Below are 24,108 nucleotides of genomic sequence, written 5' to 3' on the forward strand. Positions count from 1 at the left end.
CGAATCGCAACCACTTTAGAAGCGTTATAATTAAGGTGTGATCTTTGGATCACGATTTAAAAATTTAGTTGGCATTGATGCTGGCGCTAATCTGGACGCGGACTAACGATCTTATCAATACTCGCTAACTGGGGGGCTTTCGATGAATCACAAAGCAACGGCAGTTATTTTATTTGTTTTATATCTTATCCTACTAGGATGCATGCTCAGCAATCAAAATATGTTGGCCATGTGGTTAATGACCATCGGGATGTTATTAGAAGCCAGTGTAAATCTTTACGATCAGTTTCGCCGGCGGTAAGCGTTGTCATTTTTCAGTGATTAGCCTAAGATAGAGATACTATGTCACGTCGAGGAGGATACACCACAATGACACCAACCGAAATCACCGCCACGCGTAAGTTGGCCGATGGTCGCCAAATGCCGGTTATGGGCTTTGGCACCTATCTACTTAACGATCAGCCAACCATGAACACTGCCATCCAAACTGCTTGGGACGCTGGCTACCGTATGTTTGATACGGCCATGCTTTATCGCAACGAGGACATCTTGGGGCCCGCCATTCAGCAACTGGGATTACCCCGTGAAGGATTATTCTTAACCAGTAAGGTCGCTGAGATCGTGCAGGGTTACGACCAAACTATGAAGGCCGTAGAGGGCTCGCTCAAGCGTCTACAAACGGATTATCTTGATTTACTGCTGATTCACTGGCCAGTTCGCGAACACTTCTTTGATACCTGGCGGGCGTTGGAACAGTTGAAAGCAGACGGTCAGGTTAAGTCTATTGGCGTTTCCAACTACACGATCGCTCACTTGGAGCTACTCGCAACTAAGGCCAAGGAAATGCCAGTTGTCAATCAAGTGGAGTACCATCCCTACTTAAATCAACAAGCCCTAGCCGATTACGACCAAGAACACGACATTGTTACGGAGGCTTGGAGCCCATTGGGACGGCGCGTGGTCTTAGATGATCCGATGCTGGCTAAAATGGCAGCACATCACAATAAATCAGTTGCTCAAGTTATCTTGCGCTGGGAACTCCAACATCAATTGGTCACCATTCCCAAGTCAACGCATCCCGAACGTATTCAGGAAAATGCCAATATCTTTGATTTTAGTTTAGACATCGACGAAATGACCATGATCGACTTGCTAAACAAAAATGAGCGAACTGGTAACGAACCGGAAATCGTTTACGAAACGGGCAAACAGTATTAAATCCGACCATACTAAATAGGCGCTTCAAAAATCTTAGATGATTTTTGAAGCGCCTATTGGTGTTTTATCATAAAAATTTGGCGTGCTGTTATGGCGAGACGCTGTAGGCCCGACCAGAGAGGGCAATCACCCGCCATTAACCTCTATTTCCGAGCTCGTCGTTGATACCAAACGATACCCAACAACCCAAACAGCAAAGGCCCCATTAACATCCAAATCGTACTCTGGATATCGCCATTTTCTAGGACTGGTTGAATCAAAGTAAAGACGTTAGCACCCAGGACCACGAGGAAAACCACCCAACTGATCACCGTCGTCAGACGCGGCGATTTGTAAACTTCAAAGGGTTTGACAATATCTCGATTATGTTTGAATTTAGGAAAGGCATAGACCAAGAACAAGTATGGCAAGGTCATCGATACGTTAGCCATCAACGTTAAGATGTTATAAAAGGCTGACGCATCTGTCGAGGCAAACGATGCCAGTAAGATAATCACAATGACGACACCGCATTGTAGCATCATGGCAAAACTCGGCATATCATTTTTGTTAAGCTTGGTCATCTTGGCTGGCCACATCGACTTAGGCGTTCCCAAAATTAACGTCTTGAGTGGTGAATACGTCAGGGTAAAGAACGCCCCCGAGTAAGCTAAGAACATCCCTAACCCGGTGTAGCGCGCAAACCACAACCCAATGGTGTTACTGGTAGCCGCACTGAGCCCTAATGACTGACCCAAAACATCACCTAAATTACGCATCATTACATAACTAATATTCCCCATATTGGTGGTTGATTTCGCCAAGACGGTTTGCCAATTGGTGCTAATCCCCCAACACAAAATTCCAATCGCATACCCCAAGGTGATGACCACCGCTGAGATAATAATGCCCCGCGGAAATGTCTTTTCTGGATTATGGGTTTTATCAACCATGCCCCCCAATACTTCCAGACCACCGTAGGCAAAGATCGCGAAAACTGCAAAGCTCATAACGCCTAAGGGTTGTTGGTAGCTCGGGTTCGGCGATGTTAAAAAGTGGTGGAGCGGCTGCGCCATTTCTCCATGACGCAACGCCAGAGCAATCCCCGAAATGACCAGCAAAATGGCATTGAGACTCATAACCGCTAAGCCCCCCAGACTGGTGACCCGCACAATCCCCTTAACCCCCTTAATGGAGACTACTGTGACCAAAATCATCCACAAACAAGATAAGAGCCCGATCACCTGCGTCGCGTTTAGTCTAGCAAACCCAAAATTTCCCGTCTGATCGCTACCAAAGAACAGCGTGGTAAATGGAATCCACACCTTGGCGGATGTCGAGACCAACCAGATAATATAGGAGGCAAACCACATAAAGGTGCCAATAAAAGCAAAGCGTGGGCTGACACTCACCTCCAGCCATTGATACATCCCACTTCCCTCGTCGGACTTAATTGCCGCACCATATTCCGCCATCATCAGTGCAAACGGAATAAAGAACAACACCGCCGCAACTAAGTAAAATAAGATAGACGAATAGCCCATCAAGTAAAAGGCCACCGTACTATTGGCAAAACCAAAAACGGTGGTAAAAATCATCATGACTAACGCCATCAATGTGATTTTATTATGATTATCAGTCATTATTTTCTCCTCACTCATACCCGGTTTCGGGTTTATACATGTTTATGTATAATTCTAAGCAAGTCAACGGTTAATCTCGTGGTAATTTCCTGATAACCGGCTAAAATTTCCGTGTGATCTTTGTCAATTTTCTCATAATAAAAGAATCCGCAGAAAACACAAAAGTCCAGGGCTTTTGCCCCGGACTCTTCACAGTAGACTGTTTGGTTTTAATTAATCGATGCTAATCTCGTGATTGCCATCAACTTCAGTTTGCTTTGGCAACGTTAAGGTCAGGATACCATCGGCGTAGGTCGCCTTCACGTTCTTCAAATCAATACCTGGTAGGTAGAAGGAACGGGCAACATTTTGACTCCGACGTTCTTGCCGCAAAATCCGACCATCGTCATCCTTAGCCGATTGGTTAACTTCCGTCTTACCAGAAATCCGCAAAGTTTCATCATGGTAATCCACGTGGATATCATCCTTCTTAAACCCAGGAAGTTCCGCGGTGACCACGTAATCCTTATCATGCTCAACTACATCCGTCTTCATGGAGCTATCACCACTAAACATGTCGCGCCCCAAATTGCCGACTTCATTAAAGAAATTCATTGGATCAAAGAAATCATAGTTCCGGTTCATTACATCATTAGCCATAATCAATAACCCCTTTCAACTGATTTATCTTGATTACATTATTTATAATAGTCAGTATTGGTCATAAATGCAAGTAATTAGCACTCATCAATTTAGAGTGCTAATTTTTCCTTTAATTCATTGCAATACCAACGATTACAGCCATTATCATAATAGGCAGTCACCAAATCGTCAATTATTTTGTTATAAAGGTCAATAAATATCAAACTATTTTAAATCAAAAAAACTAGCGATAACAAGTTACGTTATCGCCGGTTCCAAATTTATTTTAGTAAGTGGTTTGATCAACCTCATGGTGCACAATCTTTTCACCCAATGCATCTGCCAAATCATGTAAGGCTTCTTCACGGGTCTTGATAACATCCATATTAAAGATAATGGAATCAATGTCGCCACCGTCAAAATCAAATTGCTCGAAGTAGACGTAAGGATCGTGGTCGTCATCGTCGTTTAAGAAATGCTTCATCACAGCATCAGATAGAGCGGTCGCCCATGCTAAATCTGCCATTTTTGGTAGATCTTTCTTCGTCACATACCCCGGGTCCAAAACCAACTTTGCCGCTTTTTCCACGTCTGCTGCGGGAATTTCAACGGGTGTTGCTTGTTCCTCTGGTGTATCTGCCATAATCAAAATCTCCTTTGAATTACTGTCTTTAGTTTAGTCCTTTTTACCAGAAACGTTAAGTATTCTCCCCTTTTCGTGACTTTTTTTCGTGTTCGGTTGCGGTACTGCTTAAGAAAGGGTAGAATTTGCTTCAATTCACCCCCTATAAACGGGTGGGGAAACGCGGTATAATAGTAGGATAGAACGAAATGAAATGAGGAATGATGTGTGGATAGCGGTCAGATAGTTGTGAATCTAATTATTATTTTAATTACTTTCTTTTTTGCAGCTTTCTTTGTTGCCTGCGAGTTTGCTTTGGTTCAGACGCGCCCTAGTGCTCTAGAGGAAAAAATTGCCGAAAGAGACAAGCCGTCAACTAAGCTCAATCGGGCCATGAAAATGGTCACCAATTTGAATGAATATTTGTCAACAACTCAAGTGGGGGTTTCCCTCGCTGGTATTATCTTAGGGTGGATCGGGGAAACCTTCTTCGTTGACATCCTGTTAGCGGGCATTGCGCCAGCCCACATTAACAGTGCCACGGCGCACACTGTAAGTGTCATCATCGGGGTATTACTCTTGACCTACCTCGAAGTGGTCTTTACCGAAATTGTTCCTAAGAATATTTCGATTGATATGCCCATGAAGGTCTTAATGTTAGTGGTCACACCTCTTCATTATTGCCACGTTATCTTCTACCCATTCGTCTGGTTACTCAACGTGAGTGCCTCAGGAGTAGTTAAGATGATGGGCCTTAAGGTCGCTAACGAAAGTGATGAAGTCTTTTCCCAAGCCGAAATTTTAAACCTGTCACGGAGTGCCGTGGAAGGTGGCGAGTTGGAAAAAAACGATTTGGTTTACATGCAACGGGCCTTTGAATTGAATGACAAGGTTGCCAAAGACATCATGATTGACCGGACGCAGTTGGTCGTTATTGACATTACCTCAACTGTCAAGGAAGCGTTAAACGTTTATTTACAGGAACGATTTAGCCGGCTGCCAGTCGTGGCGGATAATGATAAGGATAAGGTGTTAGGTTACGTTTATAACTATGACTTAACCCGGCAACAACAAGTGGATTCATCTGTGCGCGTTGATAAGCTAATCCGTGATATCTCCACGACACCTGAAACCACGCCAATTACCCAAGTCCTCCAACAAATGATCAAAAAGCGGACCCCAATCGTGGTCGTTGTTGATGAATACGGCGGGACCTCGGGGATCATCACCGATAAGGATATTTACGAAGAACTCTTTGGAACCGTCCGTGATGAAATTGACGATGCCAACGATCAATACATTTTCAAACAACCAAATGGCACGTTCCAAGTCAATGGGAAAATGACCACGTATGACTTCGAACGATACTTCAACACAGATATTAAAGACTTTGAAGCGACGGAACTGGTCACTATGGCTGGTTACATCATTGATAATTATCCCGATGTGAAGGTCAACGACGTCATTCACCTAGAAAACTTTGATTTGAAAGTTCTCGATTATGAGAACTCGTTTATTAACTGGTTTGAGGTTACCGTTAACCCGGTAAGACCGAAGATCACGTCGACTGACGACCAAGACTAATCTAATCAAGCTCACTCCTTTGGGAGTGGGCTTTTTGATGCTAACCGGAGGAGGGTTAACCATGAAAAATACGACCATTGCCGATGTTGCTGCCGCAGCGGATGTTTCCGTTACGACAGTGTCCCGTTACCTTAATGGGAACTACCAAAAAATGAGCGCCGCCACCAAGCAACGCATCAAAGAAACCATTGCCACACTACATTACGCCCCAAAAGCATCTGCCCGCAAAATGCGTCAAGACCACAGTCAGCTCATTGGCGTGGTCGTTGGTGACATTGCCAACGTCTTCTCTTCTTTACTGTTTAAGGGAATTTACGACGTTTTGCAGCCTGCTGGTTATGATGTCTTATTAATGAATGCCAATAACACCGCCACTACAGAACACGGTGAATTAACCCGTCTGGCCGCCCAACAGGTCGATGGCATCATTCTACAACCTAGTGCCGCCACAGCCGCGGCATACGCCGGGCTCACCATCCCAACCATTATTGTCGATCGGCAGTTACCCAACAGTCCATTGGCACAGGTTCTTTCTAGCAATTTTGATGCAAGCTATCAGTTGGGACAGCACTTACGCGAACAAGGCTACCGCCGCCTAATCACCGTCGGTCGTGCCGTGGCTCCCCATACAGCTCAAACCGACCGGTTGGCCGGACTCACTGCCACGGGATTATCAGTTATTCATTTGGATATGACAAGTCATGGGGCGCCTTGGCTCACCCAACAACTTCGTCAATACCAGCAGGCTCCTGACAAACCCGTAATTATTTCTTTAATGGGCCCGCTATTATTTGAAATCCTTGCGAGCCTAAAAGCCGCACACCTGCATTTTCCCGCCGATGTCGGACTGGTTAGTTTTGATGACTGGCAATGGTCCCAATATGTCAACGACGGTATTTATCTACTCCAGCAACAGCCGGCATTGATGGGCCAATTAGCCGCCACAACGTTACTTCATCAGCTATCAACAACGCCAACGACTATGACTCAATACGTTCCCGTCGCCCCCGTTGTTAAACCATCACTTTAGCCAATTAAAAACGGGTCCTTTTAGAACAGTGCGTTCTGAAGGGACCCGTTTGTCGTTTAAACTCATCGCAATAAATAACCGCCATCAACTGGCAACATGACCCCCGTCACATAGTCAGACGCTGCGCTGGCCAAAAAGACCATAGGCCCCATCAATTGATCTGGAACCCCCCATTGACCAGCGGGGATGTGACTCGCAATTTCCGGTCCCCGTACTGGATCTTCTTGGAGTGGCTTGGTCATATCAGTACTGATATACCCTGGCGCAATCCCATTAACTTGAATATTTTCGGGCGCCAGTGCATCGGCATACGCCTTAGTCAAGCCCATAACACCGTGCTTACTGGCGGTATAAGGAAAAATGTACTTACCGGCCCGATAGGATTGCATCGATCCAACATTAATAATTTTACCAGCATGCTGTTTCACCATCTCTTGGGCCGCGGCATGGGATAGGTAGTACAGGGCATTGAGGTTCAAATCAATCACCCGCCGCCAGTCCTCGTCCTTAAACGCCAGAACGTCATTACGCAGTTGCATGCCAGCGTTATTGACCAAGATATCCAGGCGGCCAAACTGAGCAACTACCTGGGCGACAATGTCGGCCGCACAACCGGTTTTTGTAATGTCTTGCTGAAGGAATGCTACCCGCTGACCATTTGCCTCAATCGCTTGTTTGACGTCATCCCAGCCGGTCTTTGACTGACTGACAATGAAGATATCTGCGCCATATAACGATAATGCCAAAGAATAATATTTCCCGAGTCCCCGCGCACCACCGGTAATCAGCGCGACTTTCCCTGTTAACGAAAAACTTTGTCGATCAAATGCTGCCATCCTACCGCACTTCCTTTAATTAGTTTAGGTGTATCGATACACCTAAACTATAAACCGCGGGATGGTAACTGTCAACTTCGTCACTCACACGATTTATTTCGTTCCGGCGGCCCCAATTAATACCTTATGTATATCCACACTTTTATCGGCCAACACGGATGCACGCTATTTTATCCGCACTAACCCCTTAGCGAAGTAGTAAATACCGCCCACAAAAAGTAGCAAGCACACCCACCAAAATAAGCTAGCCACTCGAATTGGCATAATGTTCCAAATCATTAGAACCATAATCAGTAGGCCACTCCAGAAATCCAATGAGTGAATAAATCGACGGTTAAACTGCATAATATCCCCCTAAACTTTGTATCCACTGCGCATTACTGATTAATTGGTAAGCGCTTCTTCCTTTATTCTAGCACGTCACCCCGGCATGCTGGAGAAAAATTTGTCAGCACAGCGCAATACGCCAGCAAAAAAGTGGCTGGACTAGAGAGCCCAACCACTTTTTAACTTCTATTTCATCATTTTAGGTAACCGTAACGCTAATAAGAAACCAACCAAGGCTAATCCAAACGTGAAGTAAAACCCATAGTGGGCCCCGTTAACGAAAGCACCAGCCGCTTGGTGGGCACCAGTAGCCAAGTAAGCGGCTTGCCCAATTCCCAACAGACTCGTCGCAATCGCCGTGGCAATCGCACCGACAATCTGCTGCAACGTATTCATAATCGCACTACCATCAGCCGCAATCGGTCCCGTTAACGCATTAAGACCGTGCGTTTGTGATGGGGACATTGCCAGTGGTGCTCCAATCATCAAGATGATGTGAGCCAAAATCACATACCAGATAGCCGTTTGGGTTGACGTCAACGCCAGCATTAATGCCCCGACCATTGAGATGATAAAACCGAGACGGGCTGGCATCTGAGCTCCGACGTGATCATATAACCGACCAGAAATGGCCGAAACAATCGCGTTCATCAGACCACCAGGAAACATAATCATCCCGGTTAAGGCCACGGGCAATAGCAGACCCTTTTGAATGTACATCGGTAATAAATACATTGCCGACAGAATAATCCCGAAGTTAATCATCACCAGACTCGCCCCAATACGGAAGCCCGGGATCGCAAACGCTCGTAGATTTAAAATTGGCTTATCAACATTCAATTGCCGATGGGTGTACCAAGCCAAGACCAAGATACCAACGACTAACGCGCCGATCACACTAACGGAGCCCCAGCCTTGATCACTGGCGAGACTGACTCCCAGCACCAAGCTACCAAAACCCACGGTCGATAAAATAATTGATAAGAAGTCGACTTTAGGCCGCGTAACCTCCGCAATATTTTTCAATGACGTGACCGCAAAACCAAAAGCAATCACCAAAAATGGCACGAACAGCCAAAAAATCCACCGCCATGAAGCAACACCTAAGACAATTCCGGCCAATGTTGGTCCCACAGCGGGGGCAAACATAATCACCAGGCCAACCATGCCCATAGCCGCTCCTAACTTATACGGTGGGAAAATCTGCATGGCTACCGTAAACATTAACGGTAGAATTAATCCCGTCGCAATCCCTTGGATCATTCGGCCAAATAACAACACGCCAAAACCGGGTGCCGACGCCGAGATAATGGCGCCAACTGCAAAATCAATCAGGGCAAACAAAATCACTTGCCGCGTGGTAAACCATTTCGTAATCAAGCTAGACAGCGGTAAGACCACTCCGACCATTAACATATAACCGGTTACCAGCCACTGAACGGTGGCTGTTGACACATTTAATTGCGCCATCAATTGTGGCAAAGCAATATTTAAAGAGGTTTCGGAAAACATCCCGACAAACCCACCAATCAGCATCCCCATCATCGCTAGCATGGGGTGAGCAACTTGCACCCGCGCTTTTTTAGCCAACTCTGGCTGGCTACTTTGTACTGAATCCATTTGTTTTCACACTCACTTTCAGTTCAACACAATGGATTACTGTACCAGAAAAAATAATTTTTCGTAAGGATTATTTTCAAATAATGCCAAGTTTGTGGTTATAAGGTCGCTTTGAGTGCCGCAATTTTCTGCCGCAATTCCTGTAAGCGCTGCGTGTCTAATTCCGGGTCCAGCATCGCTTGATCGTATTCAAACTGCAACCGGGGCAAATCAGATGCTGGTACGCCTTGTGCTGTCCGCGCTGGATCACGCAATTGCCGATTAGTCAGCACTAGCGTCCGGGTCGCCACGTGGTCCCTAAAAACCTGGTCGTGGGCCACAAACAAAACGGTGCCCGGATAGCCAACTAAATAATCTTCTAGTGCCTGAACTGCTGGTAAATCCAGATAGTTGGTGGGTTCATCCAAAATCAATAAGTTACTTGCACTAACTAGAATCGTTAACAATTGTACCTTGACCCGCTCGCCACCGCTCAGTTCGGCGATTGGCCGGTTGTAGAATCGGGCATTTAATCCAAATGCACCCATGACCTGCCTAGTCCGATTGCTGTCAAAAACTGTCGCTGCACTGATAACCTGCCAGACCGTTTGCGTTAGGGGCAACGCCGCCACCATATCCTGTTGAAAATAACCCACGCGTGCACTTGGGGCTAAGCGCGTCCCCACTTGACCCGTCAAAATGGCCGTAATCAGCGTTGATTTACCACTCCCGTTCGGTCCGGCTAAGGCAATCCGTTCTCCCGGGGTCACGCGAAAATTCACATCACTTAGCAGCTCGTGTTTTCCCCGTTTTAGGTGCAGGTTACGGACCGTAATCAACTGCTTGCCAACCACTGGTGGCAAGTCGCTCGCTAATAATTTCATTGCCGCTGCTTCATGCGGCTTGACCGTCATTGTCTGCCGGTCAGCGCGATCTTGAAAGACCCGGGCGCCCCGTTCCATCTTCGCGGCATTTTGCTCGCGTACAGACTTGGAGTCGGCCCGTTCACCAGCACTCATGCGATTACTGCCCCGCCGAATTTGGGCGGCCTTTTCATGCCGAGCTTGGGCCGCTTGTCTGAGCTTGCGTCGTTCAACCTGCTCCTGCCGATAGGCACTCTGGGCGGTCTGCCGTTGTTGCTCACGGACCGTATTGAAGGCAGCAAAATTGCCATTGAATTGCGTATAAACATGGTCGTCTAGTGACCAGATCGCGGTCGTCACAGCAGTTAGTAACTCCCGATCATGCGAAATTAACAGGAACAAACCTGAATAATGGCGCAGCTGCTCTATCAACCACTGCTGATGATTGTCATCCAGATTGGCTGAGGGTTCATCCAAAATTAAAATAGCTGGCCGTTGTGCCAGTGCCCGCCGCACCCGCGCTAACATACTTTGACCACCAGATTGTCCATCCATGGGGGCCAATTGCGGCACCAAAACGACGTCAGCTGTAACGTGCCGTTGACCACTAAACTCATCGTCTTGCCCCGCAATAATCCGCGCCAGTGTCGTTTTTCCACCACCATTAGCGCCGATAATGCCCACGCAATCACCAGTTTGCGCGGTCAAACGATCGGCTGAGAATAGTCGACCATCCGCTAAATCCTTGATTAAATTCGTTAATTTTACTTGTGTCAAAAAATCGTCCCCTTTTAAAAAGCGGGATTGATTGCACAAAAAAGACGCATTTCCCAATTGGAAATGGCGCCCTCTGCTTACCTATAGCAAACAGTCGGTGCACCATCAATCCCAAATTGCAGGCCCACTCCACCCCTTAAACGGGTGAAGCTGACAAACAGTTGTGGATTGATTAGTTGCGCATCGGCGGAATACCTCGTTCTTTCTTAAAGTAGCCACAGCATACCATAGCTTAAATCACTTTGGCAAGTCGTTAAAACTTAACAGCAATTTTGCTTAAATCCGTGTACACTAGAAGATATCAGTCTAGCAGAAAGTGGAGGGACCCCCATGCAACCCATTCGGATTTTATTTATCTCGATTGAAGGTAACACCCGCAATTTTGTCGAAAATCTCACGGCTTATGCTGCCAAGCAGCACGCCAGCCAACCGGAATTACCGGAAATCACCGCAACAGAAATCAGTGAAACCAGCGATTTAACGGATGAAACACAGCCATTCTTCTGCTTTGTCCCCACCTACCTAGATGGTGGCAATGGCATCGACAACGGCGTCAAGGAATTAATGACCAAAGTCTTGGGTGAGTACATTGCCTATCACCACAATGCTCAGCAACTACTGGGTGTTGTGGGCAGTGGCAACCGTAATTTTAATGAGCAATACTGTCTCACTGCTAAACGCTATGCCACGACTTTTGGGGTGCCCTTTATCGCTGACTATGAGCTTCGTGGGGTTCCCAGAGATGAGACCCGGATCTACGACGCACTGATCAACCGCTTGAAGGAAGTGACCCCAGCCTCATGAATCCAACTTTAACCACCCTATTTAACCATCGTAGTATCCGCCAATTTACGGCCGAAAAGTTGACAACTGATGAGGTGACGACATTAATTGCTGCAGCCCAACATGCTGCTACCAGCACTTTTTCCCAACAATACAGCGTTATTAGCGTCACTGATCCTGCTAAACTAGCAGTCCTCGGTGATATCACCGGCCACCATTGGTTGGAACAAGCCGGCCACTACTTTGTTATGGTCGCTGATCAATATCGTAATCTGCAGTTGGTCCCACCTACGGCCACTACAACCACGAATCTGCATAGCTTAGACAAGCTACTGGCGGGCGTTTTCGATGCCGCAATTGCCACCGAGGCCATCGTCACGGCGGGAGAAAGTCTGAACTTAGGTAGCACCATCATGGGGAGTATTCTTAATGATGCCCCGCGGGTGATTGACCTGTTAGATTTACCGGAACTGACATTTCCGGTATTGGGACTAGCCATCGGCCACCCTACGGAACATCCCGAACAAAAGCCCCGGCTTCCTCAAGACTTGATGCACTTCACCAATGGGTATCAAGCTCTGACAGCTGATGATGCACGACTAGTGGCGTATGACCAGGTCATCCACGATTACTACCAGCAACGGGGGACTCACCAGCGCGATGAAACGTTTAGTCACCATATCATAAGTGAAATGAGTCGTGATCCACAGCAACGGGCAGGGATCTTGCAGGCGTTGCAGCAGCAAGGATTTTTAACCGAATAGTACGTAAAAGCGTCCCGGGCTCTCGCCCGGGACGCTTTGTGTTTCCAAAGATCTAAGCACAACGAATAGCTAATCGCCCGCTGCAATCTTTGCCACATGATGTTCATGAATGGCAATGTAGCACAGTAACAGCAAAGCTAAACCAGCCGCCGTGTAAAGCACCATGTTGCTGGCAATCCAGCCAAATTTTGCTACCAAAATTCCGATTAAAGCCGTTGCCAACGTTTCACCGAAGATATACTGGAAGAAACCCATGAAGCCTGTCGACGACCCCACAGCGAACTTTGGCACAGACTCATTGACCATCAGACCCACCAAAGTTAGCGGCGCGTAAATCAAGCTACCCATGATGAGTAATACAATAATAATCGCTAGATGACTGGTGCTAAAGAAGTACGTCGTGAGACAGATCAGTAACCCGATCACACACCCGATACAAACGATCGCCCGCCGATCTTTCAGTAAATCAGAAATGGCCCCCATCAAGATAACGCCTGGAACTGCGGCCAATTCAAAGATACCAACTAACCATTTAGCCGTTCCCGGATCAAAGCCTTTGAATTGCGTCAGGTAACTCGGAATCCAACTCATAATGCCGTAACGGACTAAATATAAGGACATTGACGTCAACGTGATAGCCCAGACAACCTTGTTGGTCAAAATGTACCGAACGAAAATCTGCCACAAAGAGAGATCAGTTAATTCGGCCCTCGTGGCCTGACCATCATCTAAAACGACTTCGTCACCGGTGTACTCGCCGATGCTAGGTAACCCCACCGTTGCCGGACGATCGGCGCCCGCTAAGACAATGAAGATGGCAATGACAATCGAGACAACCGATGCCGTGTAGAAGACGGCCGCAATTGAGTGCGTAAACATCAACGTGGCGATTTGGACCACGGCCACACAGGCAAAAGCACCGGCGTTATGCGCCGAAGACCAGACGGCATAGACGGTTCCCCGCCACTTTTTACCCCACCATAGCTGTACGGTTCGCTGGCAGGCCGCCGCACCCATGCCTTGGGCCACCGACATGACCAACATGAGGAGCATCATCACGTAGAGGTTACGCGTGGAGCCCAAGCCAAAGTTCAGGATGGCGGAAATAAAGAGACCGGTGGCCAAATACCACTTCGGATTACTCTTATCACTCAGTGCCCCCATGAACAGCTTGGAAATCCCGTAACCAATCCCAAAACAAGACATAACCAACCCAATATCTGCGGTGGTAAACCCATACGCCTTCATGATGTCATTTTGCTCGGTTGTAAAAATCAAACGAATAATATAATAGCCAATATAACCGATACAAATTGACAACAAAACACCTGTCTGCCGTAAACGATAAGTCCCCACAACTTTTTCAGTAGGAACTTTCACTTTAGCATCTGGTGCGGGCTTCAGAAATGAAAACATAAGCTCATCTCCTATGTAACAAATTGGTAAATCCTTGATACACTTTTAATGTACCGCAAGGTTGATTTAACGTCAATGTAAACCCTTACATTTTAAAATAATTTTGTTCGTTAAACTAAAAAATAGACCAACTATTTTCAGGTTGATCCATTTTAATCTACTTTTTAACGCGTGTCAGGTTGTGATGATTACGAAGCATAACTGCCGCTAAAGCCGCCAGCATAAGACCCGTAACGGACCAGAACAGTAACTGATAGCTCCCATACTCAATGATTAGCCCACCGTATAACGGGCCCACCGCCCGACCAAAGGAAATTGCCATGTTATAAATCCCTTGAAACTTCCCCTTGTCGTTGTCTCCCGCAAGGCCATCAATCCAGGCTGGAATTCCGGGAAACCCCGTCATTTCACCAACCGTCAGGATAACCATAGTCACCACAAACATGGTGTAGTCTCTAGCAAAGACCAGGAGTAAGAACGATAGAATAAAAATAAGCGTCCCCACCGCAATCTGTGAACTCATTTTAAAGTACGTCCCAATCCGATTAGCCAAGGGCTGACCGAAGACGATCAGGAGTCCATTTAAGGTCCACAACAGACTGTACTTTTCAAAGGAAATTCCGAGGTTCGTCATGTGGACCGAGATCACACTTTCCCATAAGGAGTAACTCAAGTAAAGGCAAAAGACCATCGCCGCAATCAACCAAATGAGCTGTAATTGAGCCGGCTTGGCCGGGCCCTTGACGTGTTGATGGGTCTTGGTCTGAATATCCATGCGGAAGTCTACAACGAAAATCACTAACAAGGCCGCATAGCTTAGACTAGCTACCATAAAGACCAATTGAACCCCATGATCCATCAGTACCCCAACCATCAGAGTCCCAACAACTACCCCCAGGTTCATACCAATATACAGCCAGTTGAAGACCCGCCGACTACTAATTTCTTTGATATTCGCCGCAAAAGAATTGACGACAGTCATCACAATCCCATCACCAAGACCGATAAACAGGAGCATAATCCCAAAGATCGGCCACCCATGAAAAACAATTAAGGTGAGCATCGGAATAAAAGAACATAACGTCCCGACAAGCGCTGACTTAAACGGTGACCAGTTATCAAAGAGCCAGCCACCAAGCCAGTTCCCAACAATCATACATAACGACATCCCTAATAGCGCCACCCCAGCCAATGCTAACGTCTGGTGAAGCTGATTGTGCATATAAACGGTCGTCAACGGCCACATACACGCTGCCGCAGCATTAAGTAGCAAGGTCGCTGACAGAATCCCCACTAAACTGACCTCTTTTTTGGTTTTCCACATTTACTGTCCCTCACTTATTTTGAACTTCTAGCTTCATTGTCGCATATTTCACTAAAAACCGAAACTCTTAACAGCTACGATCATTGTTAAACTGCCATTTTGAGTGAAGTGACTAGTCGGTTCGTGAAAGTCCAATAGTTGATCAGCCCCCGGCAGTTAACTGATACGTATAAGTGTGACCAAATAAAAACGATCATCCCTTCCTAACCGGTTGGTATGATCGTTTCGCTTTGATTTAGATCATTAATTCTAATTAAGCCTTAGTGAAGGTCCACTTAGCAGCAGGAGCAACGCCGGCCTTGGTTGAGATAACCTGGTTCTTACTGTTGACCACCTTGAACTTCTTAGCAGACGTGAAGCGTAGATACATCGTTTGCTTCGTCTTAGAACCCTTTGGTGTGTAAGTAATCTTCCAGAAGGTTGGCGTCTTAGCAGAGACACTGTACTTCGCGTAAGAAACCAACGTCTTGACCTTCTTACCATTCTTGTACAGGTATTCATTCAGACCGGTCTTTTGGCTGAAGACCCACTTTTGTGAGTACTTGTTGGCCGTGTTAGACGTCCACGTCCCCGTTGGCGTCTTTACAGAAAAGCTGGCCGCACTAGTCTTTGAAGAAGTCGTCGACTTTTCCGTGGTTGTTTTCTTAGTAGTCGTCTTCTTCGTGGACGTACTCTTAGTCGTTGCCGCCTTCGTTGAAGCCGCTTGGACCCGGATAATCCGGTAGAAATAAGCCTTCGTCTTCGAATTGGTAGCGTAGACGTAAACGTTAGCGTTCTTCTTTAACTTCTTGGATAGCTTAATACTGTACTTACCCGTGGTCTTAGAAGCTGTACCACTGGCGAGGTTCGTCTTGGCATTCTTTGTCGCCTTAACGGTAATCTTGGACCCTTTCGTCGCCGTTCCAGCAACCTTCGTGGACGTAGTGTAGATCGCGTTAACCTTTAAGCTTGGGCTGACATACGTTGACTTCGTTGCGGCATGTGCCGTGGTAACTGCAGTAGCTGGGACCGTTGCGCCAACAGTGGCTAACGTGACTAACCCAGTCAAAGCAACCATAAATTTCTTCATTATTCCTGACCCCTTAGTCTACCGGCAGTAACCCACCGGCACTTATTTTTTTAACCGATTGTTAGTATAACAGATTTTTTACAGAATCGTGACATAATCTCGCGGAGTTTAGGCTTTTTTAATCTGGCTTAACTTTAATTTAACGCCAGCGTTTTACTGAGCCAAAATGTTTGCACCACCCGGGTAAAAAGACTAACTTAATGTTAGCATTTTAATTCTTACGAAGGTGGTATTTCAGCATGGAAAAAACATTTACATTTGATTCCGATTTAACGGTCAATCGCCTAGGCTATGGGACGATGCAACTCACTGGTGACGGCGTTTGGGGACCAGTTGCTGACCCAGATAATGCCGTTAAAGTGATTGAAACGGCGATTGATCACGGCGTTAACTTCATTGATACTGCCGATGCTTACGGGCCCTTTTATGCTAACCTCTACTTGCGAGATGCCCTGAAGAATCGCCCGGACAATCACGTGATGGTTGCCACCAAAGTTGGTAACACCCGGCAAGGACCAGATGTCTGGACACCAGTTGGCGTTCCTGCCTACCTTCGACAACAAGTTGAAATGAATTTGTTTACGCTGGGTTTGGACCACATCGATCTCTTACAACTTCATCGGGTTGATCCGAATGTTCCGTTGGCCGACCAGATTGGTGTTCTAAAAGACATGCAAGACGAGGGTAAGATCAAACACATTGGCTTGAGTCAGGTCTCTGTTGACCAGCTCAAAGAAGCTACGGCCATTGCCCCCATTGTTTCAGTTCAAAACATGTATAACCTCAGCAATCGGCAAGACGAGGACGTCTTAGATTACGCAGATGCCCATCACATTGCTTTCATTCCATGGTTCCCACTAGCTACTGGTGAACTGATCAAAGATGCTACGCTGACGAACATTGCGCAGAAATACAATGCTTCGCCCGCACAGATCGCGTTAGCCTGGTTGCTAAAGCGTTCTGACGTTATTCTGCCAATTCCAGGCACTAAGTCTAGTGACCACGAATTGCAAAATATTCAGGCCCAAGACATTGATCTGAGTCAGGCTGACTTTGACGCGTTGAAGGCCTTGGCAAAGTAATATTTTAACAACTTAGTCCCATAAAGAGGCGCCATCACTAGTAGAAATCAACCACTAGTGATGGTGCCTCTTTAATCTTCTACAAAACTAGTGTCCCATCTCGCGCCGATCTTTTGCCCGATAATACGCGCGCGCAAAGTCGACCAGCGCCCGCATCCCTATCGCCCTGGCCTGATGGTGCTGCCCCAGCGGCTGTTGGATGACCTGCTCTGGATGGGCCTGACAAAAGGCCGCTCCCATCGCATTAAAATCATCATATGGTTCCAACTCAACCATTTGATAAGACCGCCACTGGGGCTTGCCGGCCACGCTAATGGGCGCCTGTTCTTCAAAAACCGGGCGGCCAATGGTCGATTCTGCTAAATGAATCGCCGTAGCCGTTTCAAAATCAGTACCTAAACACACGACCTTGGCATTCAGATCATAAAGCTTTTGCAACGGCCCTTGCGCACCAAAGGGCAAATCCAACGTCGATGTTGCACAAATTTGCGCCGCATTTCGGCCCCAAGCCGTCATCGAACAGGTTGGGTGCCCACTGCGTTGCGTATCTGGCAGTGCCCGAAAATACTCTGGTGTGATTCCGATAAAGTGGCAAGGTGTCAGTGTCCGATCATAGGCGGGCATGCCAGCCATCACTTTAGCCTGCAAATCCTGCCGCACGGGGGGATACAGCCATTCGCGTGGGTCTGTATAGCCTGCCGACTGGGCCGGCATCACAATATTGCCTTGAGACAAGGTCGTTTTGAGCGCCGTCACCAACGTCTGCTCACCCCCAGGAATGTAGCCAAAGGCACTCAATGAGGTGTGCACCAAGCAAGAATCCGTGGCCCGCAGACCCAACCGGTCAAATAAGTCATATAAATCTGTTGCCGTCGTTACTCGTGTTATTTCTCGTTCCTGCCAATTGGTCATTTTTTCAGCCCCATTTAGGTTAATCAGTCGTTAACATCACTTATATCTAGCATACCATTTTCATAATCACATTAAAATCTAATCATTAGAAGCGTGAAATGATTCCTCATGCCCATATTCTGTTAAATTAAAGTGGTAGCGATTTCAATTCTAATTGGTGAGAAAGTCGCTTCCATTTGTTTTCTACAAAAAGTTTTTCATTTTCATGAAAATGAATTTTGATGTAAACGTCGTTTTACAAGCATTGCAACCGGTTGTCCAAATTTAAAATTCTTGCTTTAAAAAGATCGCGTTTCATAAAGAAATAGCGTATAATACTTTGTGAAGTGGTCTAGACATCAATTAGACAACTCGCTGCGCCACTCCCGGATTTGCTCCCGGTAGTGACAACATCATATAACAGGTTTTAAATTTTGGTAGAAATCTTTTAACGTAATCACACTTAAGGAGTGACGATCTCGTGGCAACTGAACGTACAGCTTTATTCATGTTCTTCGGGGGTACCGGTGACTTAGCTTACCGTAAACTCTACCCTAGTCTTTTCAATCTTTATCGCAAAGGTAACTTACGGACGCATTTTGCCGTTATCGGCACCTCTCGTCAAAGCATCGACGATGATAAATTCCGAGCTGCAGTTAAGAAATCCTTAGCTGACAGTGGTAACCGTGCCGATTCTAAAGAAGCCAGTGACTTTATCTCTCACTTCTACTATCAATCACACGATGTTACCGACACGGCGCACTACTCTGTCTTGAAGGAACTCGCCGAAAAATTGGATAAGAAGTACAAGTTACAAGGTAACCGAATCTTCTATCTATCCATGGCACCACAGTTCTTTGGGACCATCGCCCAAGACCTGAAGTCCCAAGGCTTAATGTCAACAGACAAAGACGCCTTCAACCGGTTAGTTATCGAAAAGCCATTTGGTCGTGACTTCGATTCCGCTAAACAACTAAACGACGCCTTAAGCAAGTCCTTCGAAGAAGAACAAATCTTCCGGATTGACCACTACTTAGGTAAGGAAATGATTCAAAATATCGAAGCCTTGCGCTTTGGTAACACACTGGTTGAATCCCTCTGGAACAACCGGTACATTGATAACATTCAAGTTACCCTTTCTGAAAAGTTGGGTGTTGAAGAACGGGCTTCTTACTACGACAACAGTGGGGCTTTACGTGATATGGTCCAAAACCATATCATGCAAATTGTTTCCCTGTTAGCTATGGAACAACCTGTCGCCTTTACGGATACAGATATTCGGGCTGAAAAGGTTAAGGCTCTACGGAGTTTACGGGTTTACAACGTAGCGGACGCCGCAACCAACTTCGTTCGTGGTCAATATGGGTCCGTTAACGACCAACCTGATTACCGACATGAGGACAACGTTCCTGTTGATTCCACCACAGAAACATTCGTTGCCGGGAAGTTATTATTTGATAACTACCGTTGGTCAGGGACACCATTCTATGTGCGGACGGGTAAGATGTTGGCTGACAAGTTCACTCGAGTAGATGTTGTCTTCAAGCGGCCATTAGTAGATATCTTCGCCTTTCCACAATCTCAAAACACCCCCTTGGCAGCCAACGTTTTGACGATCTTCGTTGAACCACACGCTGGTTTCTCATTACAATTAAATGCCAAGACCAACGATACTGGTTTCCAGACTGAACCAATCAAGTTGGACTACATTGTGGGCGCCGAAAAGTCTAAGGATACGCCGGAACCTTACGAACGTCTCATCCATGACGTAATGAAGGGTGATGGGACCAACTTCTCAAGTTGGCCAGAAGTTTCCTACGCTTGGAAATTCGTTGACCAAATTCGTCGGGTTTGGGACTTACAAGAACCAAACTTCCCGAACTACACACCACATTCCATGGGCCCTGCCGCTGCTGAAGAACTTATTCAACGCGACCACCGCGAATGGATTTACCGGTTAAATAATTAAAGATTGTATTTTAAATTTTAAAAGGGTCATCATCGATACTTAATCGGTGATGGCCCTTTTTTTATGCTAGTACGCGTATTAGAATCAAGTGTCCCTGCAAGCTGCTACCTTACCTAAGACCTGCCTTGTCCATCCGAATATGGGGCGTACCATTAAAATCAAATACCGCGCCGATTGCCGCGTAGCCAAACTTTTCATAGAAATGCTGCTTATCAACCTGCGCTTCAATACTAATGGCTTCTCCGGCAAAGTTACGCCGGATTTCCGCTTCAATTTGGACCATTAATTGACGCCCGAGCCCAGTTCCCCGTTGTTCCGGTATCGTCAATACTCGGCCAAATGTCACGTGGCCCGCTTCGCGAAACACGCGCGCATAGGCCACTAATTGCCCTGCTTGATATCCCAAAATGTGCCGAGCCACTTTATCAGTTGCATCGATCTCCTGATATGGTCGATGTTGTGCAATTACAAACGTTCGAATACGTTCATATGCAATATCGAAGAACTCTTCTCGTGATAACTCATCAAATGATTTAGCTTGCCATTCCACGATTAATCTCTTCCCTCTGTGGTATACTATGGTTATCTATCTTACACTTTTTAATTGCATATGCAACTATCAAAGGAGAAAATTATGCCCAATGCTTTTCGTAGCATCGGCCTGATTGCCCGGGCGACCGCCGCCATGGGGAACCAACTGTTCCAGGCCAATGATTTGAGTAACAATCAATTTATTTTTCTAATGCGGATTATCGAAACCCCTGGCATCACCCAGGCCGAACTAGCTACTCAATTGCACGTTGATCCATCGACCTGTTTACGCGCCGTCCGCAAGCTCATCGCAACCCAATACGTCACCCGTGGAATCGATGCCCACGATAAGAAGCGTCGGCCGCTACTCGCAACTACCAAAGGACAAGCGATGTATCCAGCGTTAGAAGACTATGAACAACAAATCTTATCCGTGGGTACCCAAGGCCTGTCAACCGGCGAGACGGCCCTTTTGGAAGAATTGTTAGCCAAGGTTGCCCGCAATGTCCGCGATTATCAAAACCAGCACTAATTTTTATTTAGCTAGACCAATTTTCGCTTTTTTTCAAAAAATGAGACAAATGAGTTTCCTTTCAAATTGTTCAATGCTACACTAACTGTTGGAAAGTCCGTTATTAATTTTGAAACGAAAAGGAAGGTTACTAATGGCAGATCAAAAAGCAAATATTGGTGTTGTTGGTATGGCTGTTATGGGCAAGAACCTAGCCCTTAACATTGAAAGTCGCGGTTACACGGTCGGAATTTACAACCGTTCCGCTAACAAGACTGAACAAGTTATGAAGGATCACAGCGAAAAGAAGCTGGTGCCTAGCTACACGGTTGAAGATTTCGTGAAATCATTGGAAACGCCACGGCGGATTCTATTGATGGTTAAGGCTGGTAAGCCAACCGATGCCGTTATTCATGAACTCTTACCATTGCTTGATAAAGGTGATGTCTTGATTGATGGTGGGAACACCAACTTCCATGACACCATGGCCCGTAATGCTGAACTCGACAAGTCCGGGATCAACTTTATTGGGATGGGGGTTTCCGGTGGTGAGCTGGGGGCCTTACAAGGTCCTTCCTTAATGCCTGGTGGTCAAAAAGAAGCCTATGACTTAGTTGCACCAATTCTGGAAAAGATTGCTGCTAAGGCACCTCAAGATGGCAAGCCTTGTGTGACTTACATCGGCCCTAACGGCGCTGGTCACTACGTTAAGATGGTCCACAATGGGATCGAATATGGTGATGAAGAGCTGATCGATGAAAGCTACAATATTATGCGTAATGTTGCGGGCATCTCCGTTGATGACATGGCTGACATCTTTAAGGAATGGAACAAGGGTGAACTCGATAGCTACTTGATCGAAATCACGGCTGATATCTTGACTCGTAAGGATGACTTAGGTGATGACAAGAACTTGCCAATCATCGATGCCATCAAGGACCGGGGGAACAACAAAGGGACTGGTAAGTGGAGTTCCGAAGATGCATTGGACGTTCAAGTTCCCCAATCGGTTATCACGGAATCCGTTTATGCCCGTTACATTTCTATGTTGAAGGACGAACGGGTTAAGGCTTCGAAGGTCTTACCTGCTGCTGAAAAGCAAGGCAAAGCTGACATCGCTGACAAGGACAAGTTTGTCGAAGAAGTTCGTCAAGCCCTCTTCTTTGGTAAGTTGATGAGTTATGCCCAAGGTTTCGAACAATTGCGCTTTGCTTCTGAAGCCAACGATTGGGACTTGAAGTTCGGTGAACTAGCACAAATCTGGCGTGGTGGATGCATTATCCGGGCCCAATTCCTGCAAAACATCACCGATGCCTTTGACAAGGACCCTAAGTTGAGCAACTTGTTATTCGACGATTACTTCAAGGATATCGCCGGCAAGTATCAACAATCCATTCGTGACGTGGTTGCGATGGCCGTTCAAGCTGGTATCCCTGTTCCAAGTTTATCAGCTGCTATCACTTACTACGACAGCTTCCGTGCCGAAGTCTTGCCAGCTAACTTGCTGCAAGCACAACGGGACTACTTCGGTGCCCACACCTACGAACGTAACGACCGGGAAGGTAACTTCCACTACTCATGGTACGAAGAACAATAAGACTGATGACTGACTCGATTAAGTAATCAAAACGCCGCTAACCCACTGTTATTGATGTGGTTAGCGGCGTTTTTGTGGTATCGCACAGGGAGGTAATCGTTTGGTATAATAAATAATATGCCGATGGCCTTCATGCGGTATTCGAATAAAAAGTAGGCTAGTGCAAATGGAACAACTCTTGCTACGTGGCACGTTAACGCTTTTTTTGTATGGGATTTGGGTAACATGGCTGTGGCGGTTAGATCACGTCTTTATGATCGACGATAACCCAGCAATTGGGGAAGCTATTGGCTTACTCCTTAGTGGTCTAGGCTTATTGGTTTGGATTGTCTGGAGTCTCGCCCATTGGAAGTAAGACCATGAATTAGGCCTTAGTGGGCTCTTACTCCTTTTGCTATTACCAGTTATTGGTATTCTCCGTAGCCAGCTGGCCCCCGTTATCCCTATTCTATCAATCATCACCTTCTGGTTACTCGCAGGTGTATGTCTCGGCCGCCCAGCAAAGGATCGATCACTGGGCTGGCTATTGGGTGGCACTGTTTTCCTGAGCTTATTATGCCTGCTGACCCCTTCAACGAGTGCTCGCCTCTACCTCGCCGGATATCGTTCCCCGGCTGTGGCGGTGAGAACCCAATTATCTAGTGACCGGTATCATCAGGTCACCACCTATGAATTCAGTCACCCCAACACCACAGAAGTCCAATTAGTCGGATCAGCCACAGATCCCTTTTTATCCATAGACGTTCATCAAGTAGGTTGTCTTTATCTTCCCGTGGAAGATAAATGGTGGATTGGTGGCTAACGGTCAGGCGTAATCATGAAAAAACTATTCGCAAGTTATTCCAAATGGTTCCGCGGTCTGGCTTATCTGGCTGGGCCAATTATCACCATTGAAATCGTTTCATTTTTGATGTTCCTGGCCGATTTGCTTCAACTAGGTTGCGCTGTCTTTTACGTGATTTTCTTTGCGACCTTTTTAATTGAAAGTCTCAGTCACGGCATTCACGACTTAAAGGCCAAATAATTATGACGCCCACGTTAAAGGTCCTCCTCATCTTAACACGGGCGTCTT

25 protein-coding genes are annotated in these 24,108 nt (G+C 46.5%); 13 read left to right on the plus strand and 12 right to left on the minus strand.

What is annotated here, in order from left to right; genetic code table 11:
- Positions 1-142 precede the first annotated feature (142 nt).
- Positions 143-301, plus strand: a complete 159-nt coding sequence (locus ACP4IT_RS02270; protein WP_011666923.1) for a hypothetical protein — start codon at positions 143-145, stop codon at positions 299-301.
- A gap of 68 nt (positions 302-369) precedes the next feature.
- Positions 370-1,218, plus strand: a complete 849-nt coding sequence (locus ACP4IT_RS02275; RefSeq protein WP_011666922.1) for an aldo/keto reductase — start codon at positions 370-372, stop codon at positions 1,216-1,218.
- A gap of 143 nt (positions 1,219-1,361) precedes the next feature.
- Here ACP4IT_RS02275 and yjeM read toward each other — a convergent pair whose 3' ends face one another.
- From yjeM to ACP4IT_RS02290, 3 genes are all read right to left on the minus strand, one after another.
- The gene (gene yjeM / locus ACP4IT_RS02280) at positions 1,362-2,840 is read right to left on the minus strand and encodes a glutamate/gamma-aminobutyrate family transporter YjeM (RefSeq protein WP_426855157.1); all 1,479 of its coding nucleotides are present in this window, start codon (positions 2,838-2,840) and stop codon (positions 1,362-1,364) included.
- A gap of 213 nt (positions 2,841-3,053) precedes the next feature.
- Entirely contained in the window at positions 3,054-3,479 is a 426-nt protein-coding gene (locus ACP4IT_RS02285; protein ID WP_024855278.1) for an Hsp20/alpha crystallin family protein, read from the minus strand.
- Positions 3,480-3,747: 268 nt separating this feature from the next.
- Positions 3,748-4,104, minus strand: a complete 357-nt coding sequence (locus ACP4IT_RS02290; RefSeq protein ID WP_011666919.1) for a hypothetical protein — start codon at positions 4,102-4,104, stop codon at positions 3,748-3,750.
- Positions 4,105-4,311: 207 nt separating this feature from the next.
- Here ACP4IT_RS02290 and ACP4IT_RS02295 point away from each other — a divergent pair, with 207 nt between their 5' ends.
- Both ACP4IT_RS02295 and ACP4IT_RS02300 read left to right on the plus strand, forming a co-directional pair.
- On the plus strand, positions 4,312-5,667 hold the full coding sequence (locus ACP4IT_RS02295; RefSeq protein ID WP_015473054.1) for a hemolysin family protein: 1,356 nt from the start codon (positions 4,312-4,314) through the stop codon (positions 5,665-5,667).
- 61 nt (positions 5,668-5,728) lie between these two features.
- Entirely contained in the window at positions 5,729-6,697 is a 969-nt protein-coding gene (locus ACP4IT_RS02300; protein ID WP_011666917.1) for a LacI family DNA-binding transcriptional regulator, read from the plus strand.
- 62 nt (positions 6,698-6,759) lie between these two features.
- On the opposite strand, the gene ACP4IT_RS02305 is transcribed toward ACP4IT_RS02300, so the two are convergent.
- The 4 genes from ACP4IT_RS02305 to ACP4IT_RS02320 all read right to left on the minus strand — a co-directional run bounded on the left by ACP4IT_RS02305 (position 6,760) and on the right by ACP4IT_RS02320 (position 11,099).
- Positions 6,760-7,533 carry an SDR family NAD(P)-dependent oxidoreductase gene (locus ACP4IT_RS02305; RefSeq protein ID WP_011666916.1) on the minus strand — a complete coding sequence of 258 codons (774 nt, stop codon included), beginning with the start codon at positions 7,531-7,533 and terminating at the stop codon, positions 6,760-6,762.
- Between the two features lie 165 nt (positions 7,534-7,698).
- A complete protein-coding gene (locus ACP4IT_RS02310; RefSeq protein WP_011666915.1) occupies positions 7,699-7,878 on the minus strand; it encodes a hypothetical protein in 180 nt (59 codons plus the stop codon).
- A gap of 168 nt (positions 7,879-8,046) precedes the next feature.
- Positions 8,047-9,480: a DHA2 family efflux MFS transporter permease subunit gene (locus ACP4IT_RS02315; protein WP_015473049.1), complete on the minus strand. Its 1,434-nt coding sequence runs from the start codon at positions 9,478-9,480 to the stop codon at positions 8,047-8,049.
- Positions 9,481-9,578: 98 nt separating this feature from the next.
- Entirely contained in the window at positions 9,579-11,099 is a 1,521-nt protein-coding gene (locus ACP4IT_RS02320; protein WP_226769759.1) for an ABC-F family ATP-binding cassette domain-containing protein, read from the minus strand.
- 330 nt (positions 11,100-11,429) lie between these two features.
- On the opposite strand from ACP4IT_RS02320, the gene nrdI reads away from it, so the two are divergent.
- Both nrdI and ACP4IT_RS02330 read left to right on the plus strand, forming a co-directional pair.
- Positions 11,430-11,903, plus strand: coding sequence for a class Ib ribonucleoside-diphosphate reductase assembly flavoprotein NrdI (gene nrdI, locus ACP4IT_RS02325; RefSeq protein ID WP_011666912.1), 474 nt, complete (start codon positions 11,430-11,432; stop codon positions 11,901-11,903).
- Entirely contained in the window at positions 11,900-12,646 is a 747-nt protein-coding gene (locus ACP4IT_RS02330; RefSeq protein ID WP_011666911.1) for a nitroreductase family protein, read from the plus strand. The genes nrdI and ACP4IT_RS02330 overlap by 4 nt, the downstream gene beginning before the upstream one ends.
- Before the next feature lie 69 nt (positions 12,647-12,715).
- On the opposite strand, the gene ACP4IT_RS02335 is transcribed toward ACP4IT_RS02330, so the two are convergent.
- The 3 genes from ACP4IT_RS02335 to ACP4IT_RS02345 all read right to left on the minus strand — a co-directional run bounded on the left by ACP4IT_RS02335 (position 12,716) and on the right by ACP4IT_RS02345 (position 16,455).
- Positions 12,716-14,062 carry an MFS transporter gene (locus ACP4IT_RS02335; protein WP_156646243.1) on the minus strand — a complete coding sequence of 449 codons (1,347 nt, stop codon included), beginning with the start codon at positions 14,060-14,062 and terminating at the stop codon, positions 12,716-12,718.
- Between the two features lie 157 nt (positions 14,063-14,219).
- On the minus strand, positions 14,220-15,386 hold the full coding sequence (locus ACP4IT_RS02340; RefSeq protein ID WP_039106911.1) for an MDR family MFS transporter: 1,167 nt from the start codon (positions 15,384-15,386) through the stop codon (positions 14,220-14,222).
- Positions 15,387-15,639: 253 nt separating this feature from the next.
- The gene (locus tag ACP4IT_RS02345) at positions 15,640-16,455 is read right to left on the minus strand and encodes an Ig-like domain-containing protein (RefSeq protein ID WP_011666908.1); all 816 of its coding nucleotides are present in this window, start codon (positions 16,453-16,455) and stop codon (positions 15,640-15,642) included.
- Positions 16,456-16,694: 239 nt separating this feature from the next.
- Here ACP4IT_RS02345 and ACP4IT_RS02350 point away from each other — a divergent pair, with 239 nt between their 5' ends.
- Positions 16,695-17,537, plus strand: a complete 843-nt coding sequence (locus ACP4IT_RS02350) for an aldo/keto reductase (protein ID WP_021741892.1) — start codon at positions 16,695-16,697, stop codon at positions 17,535-17,537.
- Between the two features lie 87 nt (positions 17,538-17,624).
- Here ACP4IT_RS02350 and ACP4IT_RS02355 read toward each other — a convergent pair whose 3' ends face one another.
- A complete protein-coding gene (locus ACP4IT_RS02355) occupies positions 17,625-18,449 on the minus strand; it encodes an AAC(3) family N-acetyltransferase (RefSeq protein ID WP_426855158.1) in 825 nt (274 codons plus the stop codon).
- A gap of 460 nt (positions 18,450-18,909) precedes the next feature.
- Here ACP4IT_RS02355 and zwf point away from each other — a divergent pair, with 460 nt between their 5' ends.
- Positions 18,910-20,397: a glucose-6-phosphate dehydrogenase gene (gene zwf, locus ACP4IT_RS02360; RefSeq protein WP_011666905.1), complete on the plus strand. Its 1,488-nt coding sequence runs from the start codon at positions 18,910-18,912 to the stop codon at positions 20,395-20,397.
- A 109-nt stretch (positions 20,398-20,506) separates the two neighbouring features.
- On the opposite strand, the gene ACP4IT_RS02365 is transcribed toward zwf, so the two are convergent.
- Complete coding sequence (locus tag ACP4IT_RS02365) at positions 20,507-20,947, minus strand: GNAT family N-acetyltransferase (protein ID WP_011666904.1); 441 nt, start codon at positions 20,945-20,947, stop codon at positions 20,507-20,509.
- A gap of 84 nt (positions 20,948-21,031) precedes the next feature.
- On the opposite strand from ACP4IT_RS02365, the gene ACP4IT_RS02370 reads away from it, so the two are divergent.
- The 5 genes from ACP4IT_RS02370 (at position 21,032) to ACP4IT_RS02390 (ending at position 24,060) form a co-directional block, all read left to right on the plus strand.
- On the plus strand, positions 21,032-21,460 hold the full coding sequence (locus tag ACP4IT_RS02370) for a MarR family winged helix-turn-helix transcriptional regulator (protein ID WP_011666903.1): 429 nt from the start codon (positions 21,032-21,034) through the stop codon (positions 21,458-21,460).
- 133 nt (positions 21,461-21,593) lie between these two features.
- Positions 21,594-23,036, plus strand: coding sequence for an NADP-dependent phosphogluconate dehydrogenase (gene gndA, locus ACP4IT_RS02375; protein WP_011666902.1), 1,443 nt, complete (start codon positions 21,594-21,596; stop codon positions 23,034-23,036).
- Between the two features lie 166 nt (positions 23,037-23,202).
- A complete protein-coding gene (locus tag ACP4IT_RS02380) occupies positions 23,203-23,391 on the plus strand; it encodes a hypothetical protein (RefSeq protein ID WP_011666901.1) in 189 nt (62 codons plus the stop codon).
- 36 nt (positions 23,392-23,427) lie between these two features.
- Entirely contained in the window at positions 23,428-23,838 is a 411-nt protein-coding gene (locus ACP4IT_RS02385; RefSeq protein WP_128491688.1) for a hypothetical protein, read from the plus strand.
- Positions 23,839-23,853: 15 nt separating this feature from the next.
- Positions 23,854-24,060, plus strand: a complete 207-nt coding sequence (locus ACP4IT_RS02390; RefSeq protein WP_011666900.1) for a hypothetical protein — start codon at positions 23,854-23,856, stop codon at positions 24,058-24,060.
- The last annotated feature ends 48 nt before the right edge of the window (positions 24,061-24,108 follow it).

Origin of the sequence: Levilactobacillus sp. LN180102, assembly GCF_050106635.1 — a bacterium.
GTDB classification, from domain to species: domain Bacteria; phylum Bacillota; class Bacilli; order Lactobacillales; family Lactobacillaceae; genus Levilactobacillus; species Levilactobacillus brevis.

Bases quoted from the DNA above. Each gene is read 5' to 3' on its own strand.
- ACP4IT_RS02370 (WP_011666903.1), top strand. From the start codon at position 21,032: ATGCCCAATGCTTTTCGTAGCATCGGCCTGATTGCCCGGGCGACCGCC.
- ACP4IT_RS02335 (WP_156646243.1), bottom strand. From the start codon at position 14,062: ATGTTTTCATTTCTGAAGCCCGCACCAGATGCTAAAGTGAAAGTTCCT.
- ACP4IT_RS02300 (WP_011666917.1), top strand. From the start codon at position 5,729: ATGAAAAATACGACCATTGCCGATGTTGCTGCCGCAGCGGATGTTTCC.
- ACP4IT_RS02390 (WP_011666900.1), top strand. From the start codon at position 23,854: ATGAAAAAACTATTCGCAAGTTATTCCAAATGGTTCCGCGGTCTGGCT.
- ACP4IT_RS02310 (WP_011666915.1), bottom strand. From the start codon at position 7,878: ATGCAGTTTAACCGTCGATTTATTCACTCATTGGATTTCTGGAGTGGC.
- ACP4IT_RS02350 (WP_021741892.1), top strand. From the start codon at position 16,695: ATGGAAAAAACATTTACATTTGATTCCGATTTAACGGTCAATCGCCTA.
- ACP4IT_RS02345 (WP_011666908.1), bottom strand. From the start codon at position 16,455: ATGAAGAAATTTATGGTTGCTTTGACTGGGTTAGTCACGTTAGCCACT.
- ACP4IT_RS02355 (WP_426855158.1), bottom strand. From the start codon at position 18,449: ATGACCAATTGGCAGGAACGAGAAATAACACGAGTAACGACGGCAACA.
- yjeM (WP_426855157.1), bottom strand. From the start codon at position 2,840: ATGACTGATAATCATAATAAAATCACATTGATGGCGTTAGTCATGATG.
- ACP4IT_RS02290 (WP_011666919.1), bottom strand. From the start codon at position 4,104: ATGGCAGATACACCAGAGGAACAAGCAACACCCGTTGAAATTCCCGCA.
- ACP4IT_RS02380 (WP_011666901.1), top strand. From the start codon at position 23,203: ATGGAACAACTCTTGCTACGTGGCACGTTAACGCTTTTTTTGTATGGG.
- ACP4IT_RS02275 (WP_011666922.1), top strand. From the start codon at position 370: ATGACACCAACCGAAATCACCGCCACGCGTAAGTTGGCCGATGGTCGC.
- ACP4IT_RS02330 (WP_011666911.1), top strand. From the start codon at position 11,900: ATGAATCCAACTTTAACCACCCTATTTAACCATCGTAGTATCCGCCAA.
- ACP4IT_RS02285 (WP_024855278.1), bottom strand. From the start codon at position 3,479: ATGGCTAATGATGTAATGAACCGGAACTATGATTTCTTTGATCCAATG.
- ACP4IT_RS02340 (WP_039106911.1), bottom strand. From the start codon at position 15,386: ATGTGGAAAACCAAAAAAGAGGTCAGTTTAGTGGGGATTCTGTCAGCG.
- ACP4IT_RS02305 (WP_011666916.1), bottom strand. From the start codon at position 7,533: ATGGCAGCATTTGATCGACAAAGTTTTTCGTTAACAGGGAAAGTCGCG.
- ACP4IT_RS02270 (WP_011666923.1), top strand. From the start codon at position 143: ATGAATCACAAAGCAACGGCAGTTATTTTATTTGTTTTATATCTTATC.
- ACP4IT_RS02315 (WP_015473049.1), bottom strand. From the start codon at position 9,480: ATGGATTCAGTACAAAGTAGCCAGCCAGAGTTGGCTAAAAAAGCGCGG.
- nrdI (WP_011666912.1), top strand. From the start codon at position 11,430: ATGCAACCCATTCGGATTTTATTTATCTCGATTGAAGGTAACACCCGC.
- gndA (WP_011666902.1), top strand. From the start codon at position 21,594: ATGGCAGATCAAAAAGCAAATATTGGTGTTGTTGGTATGGCTGTTATG.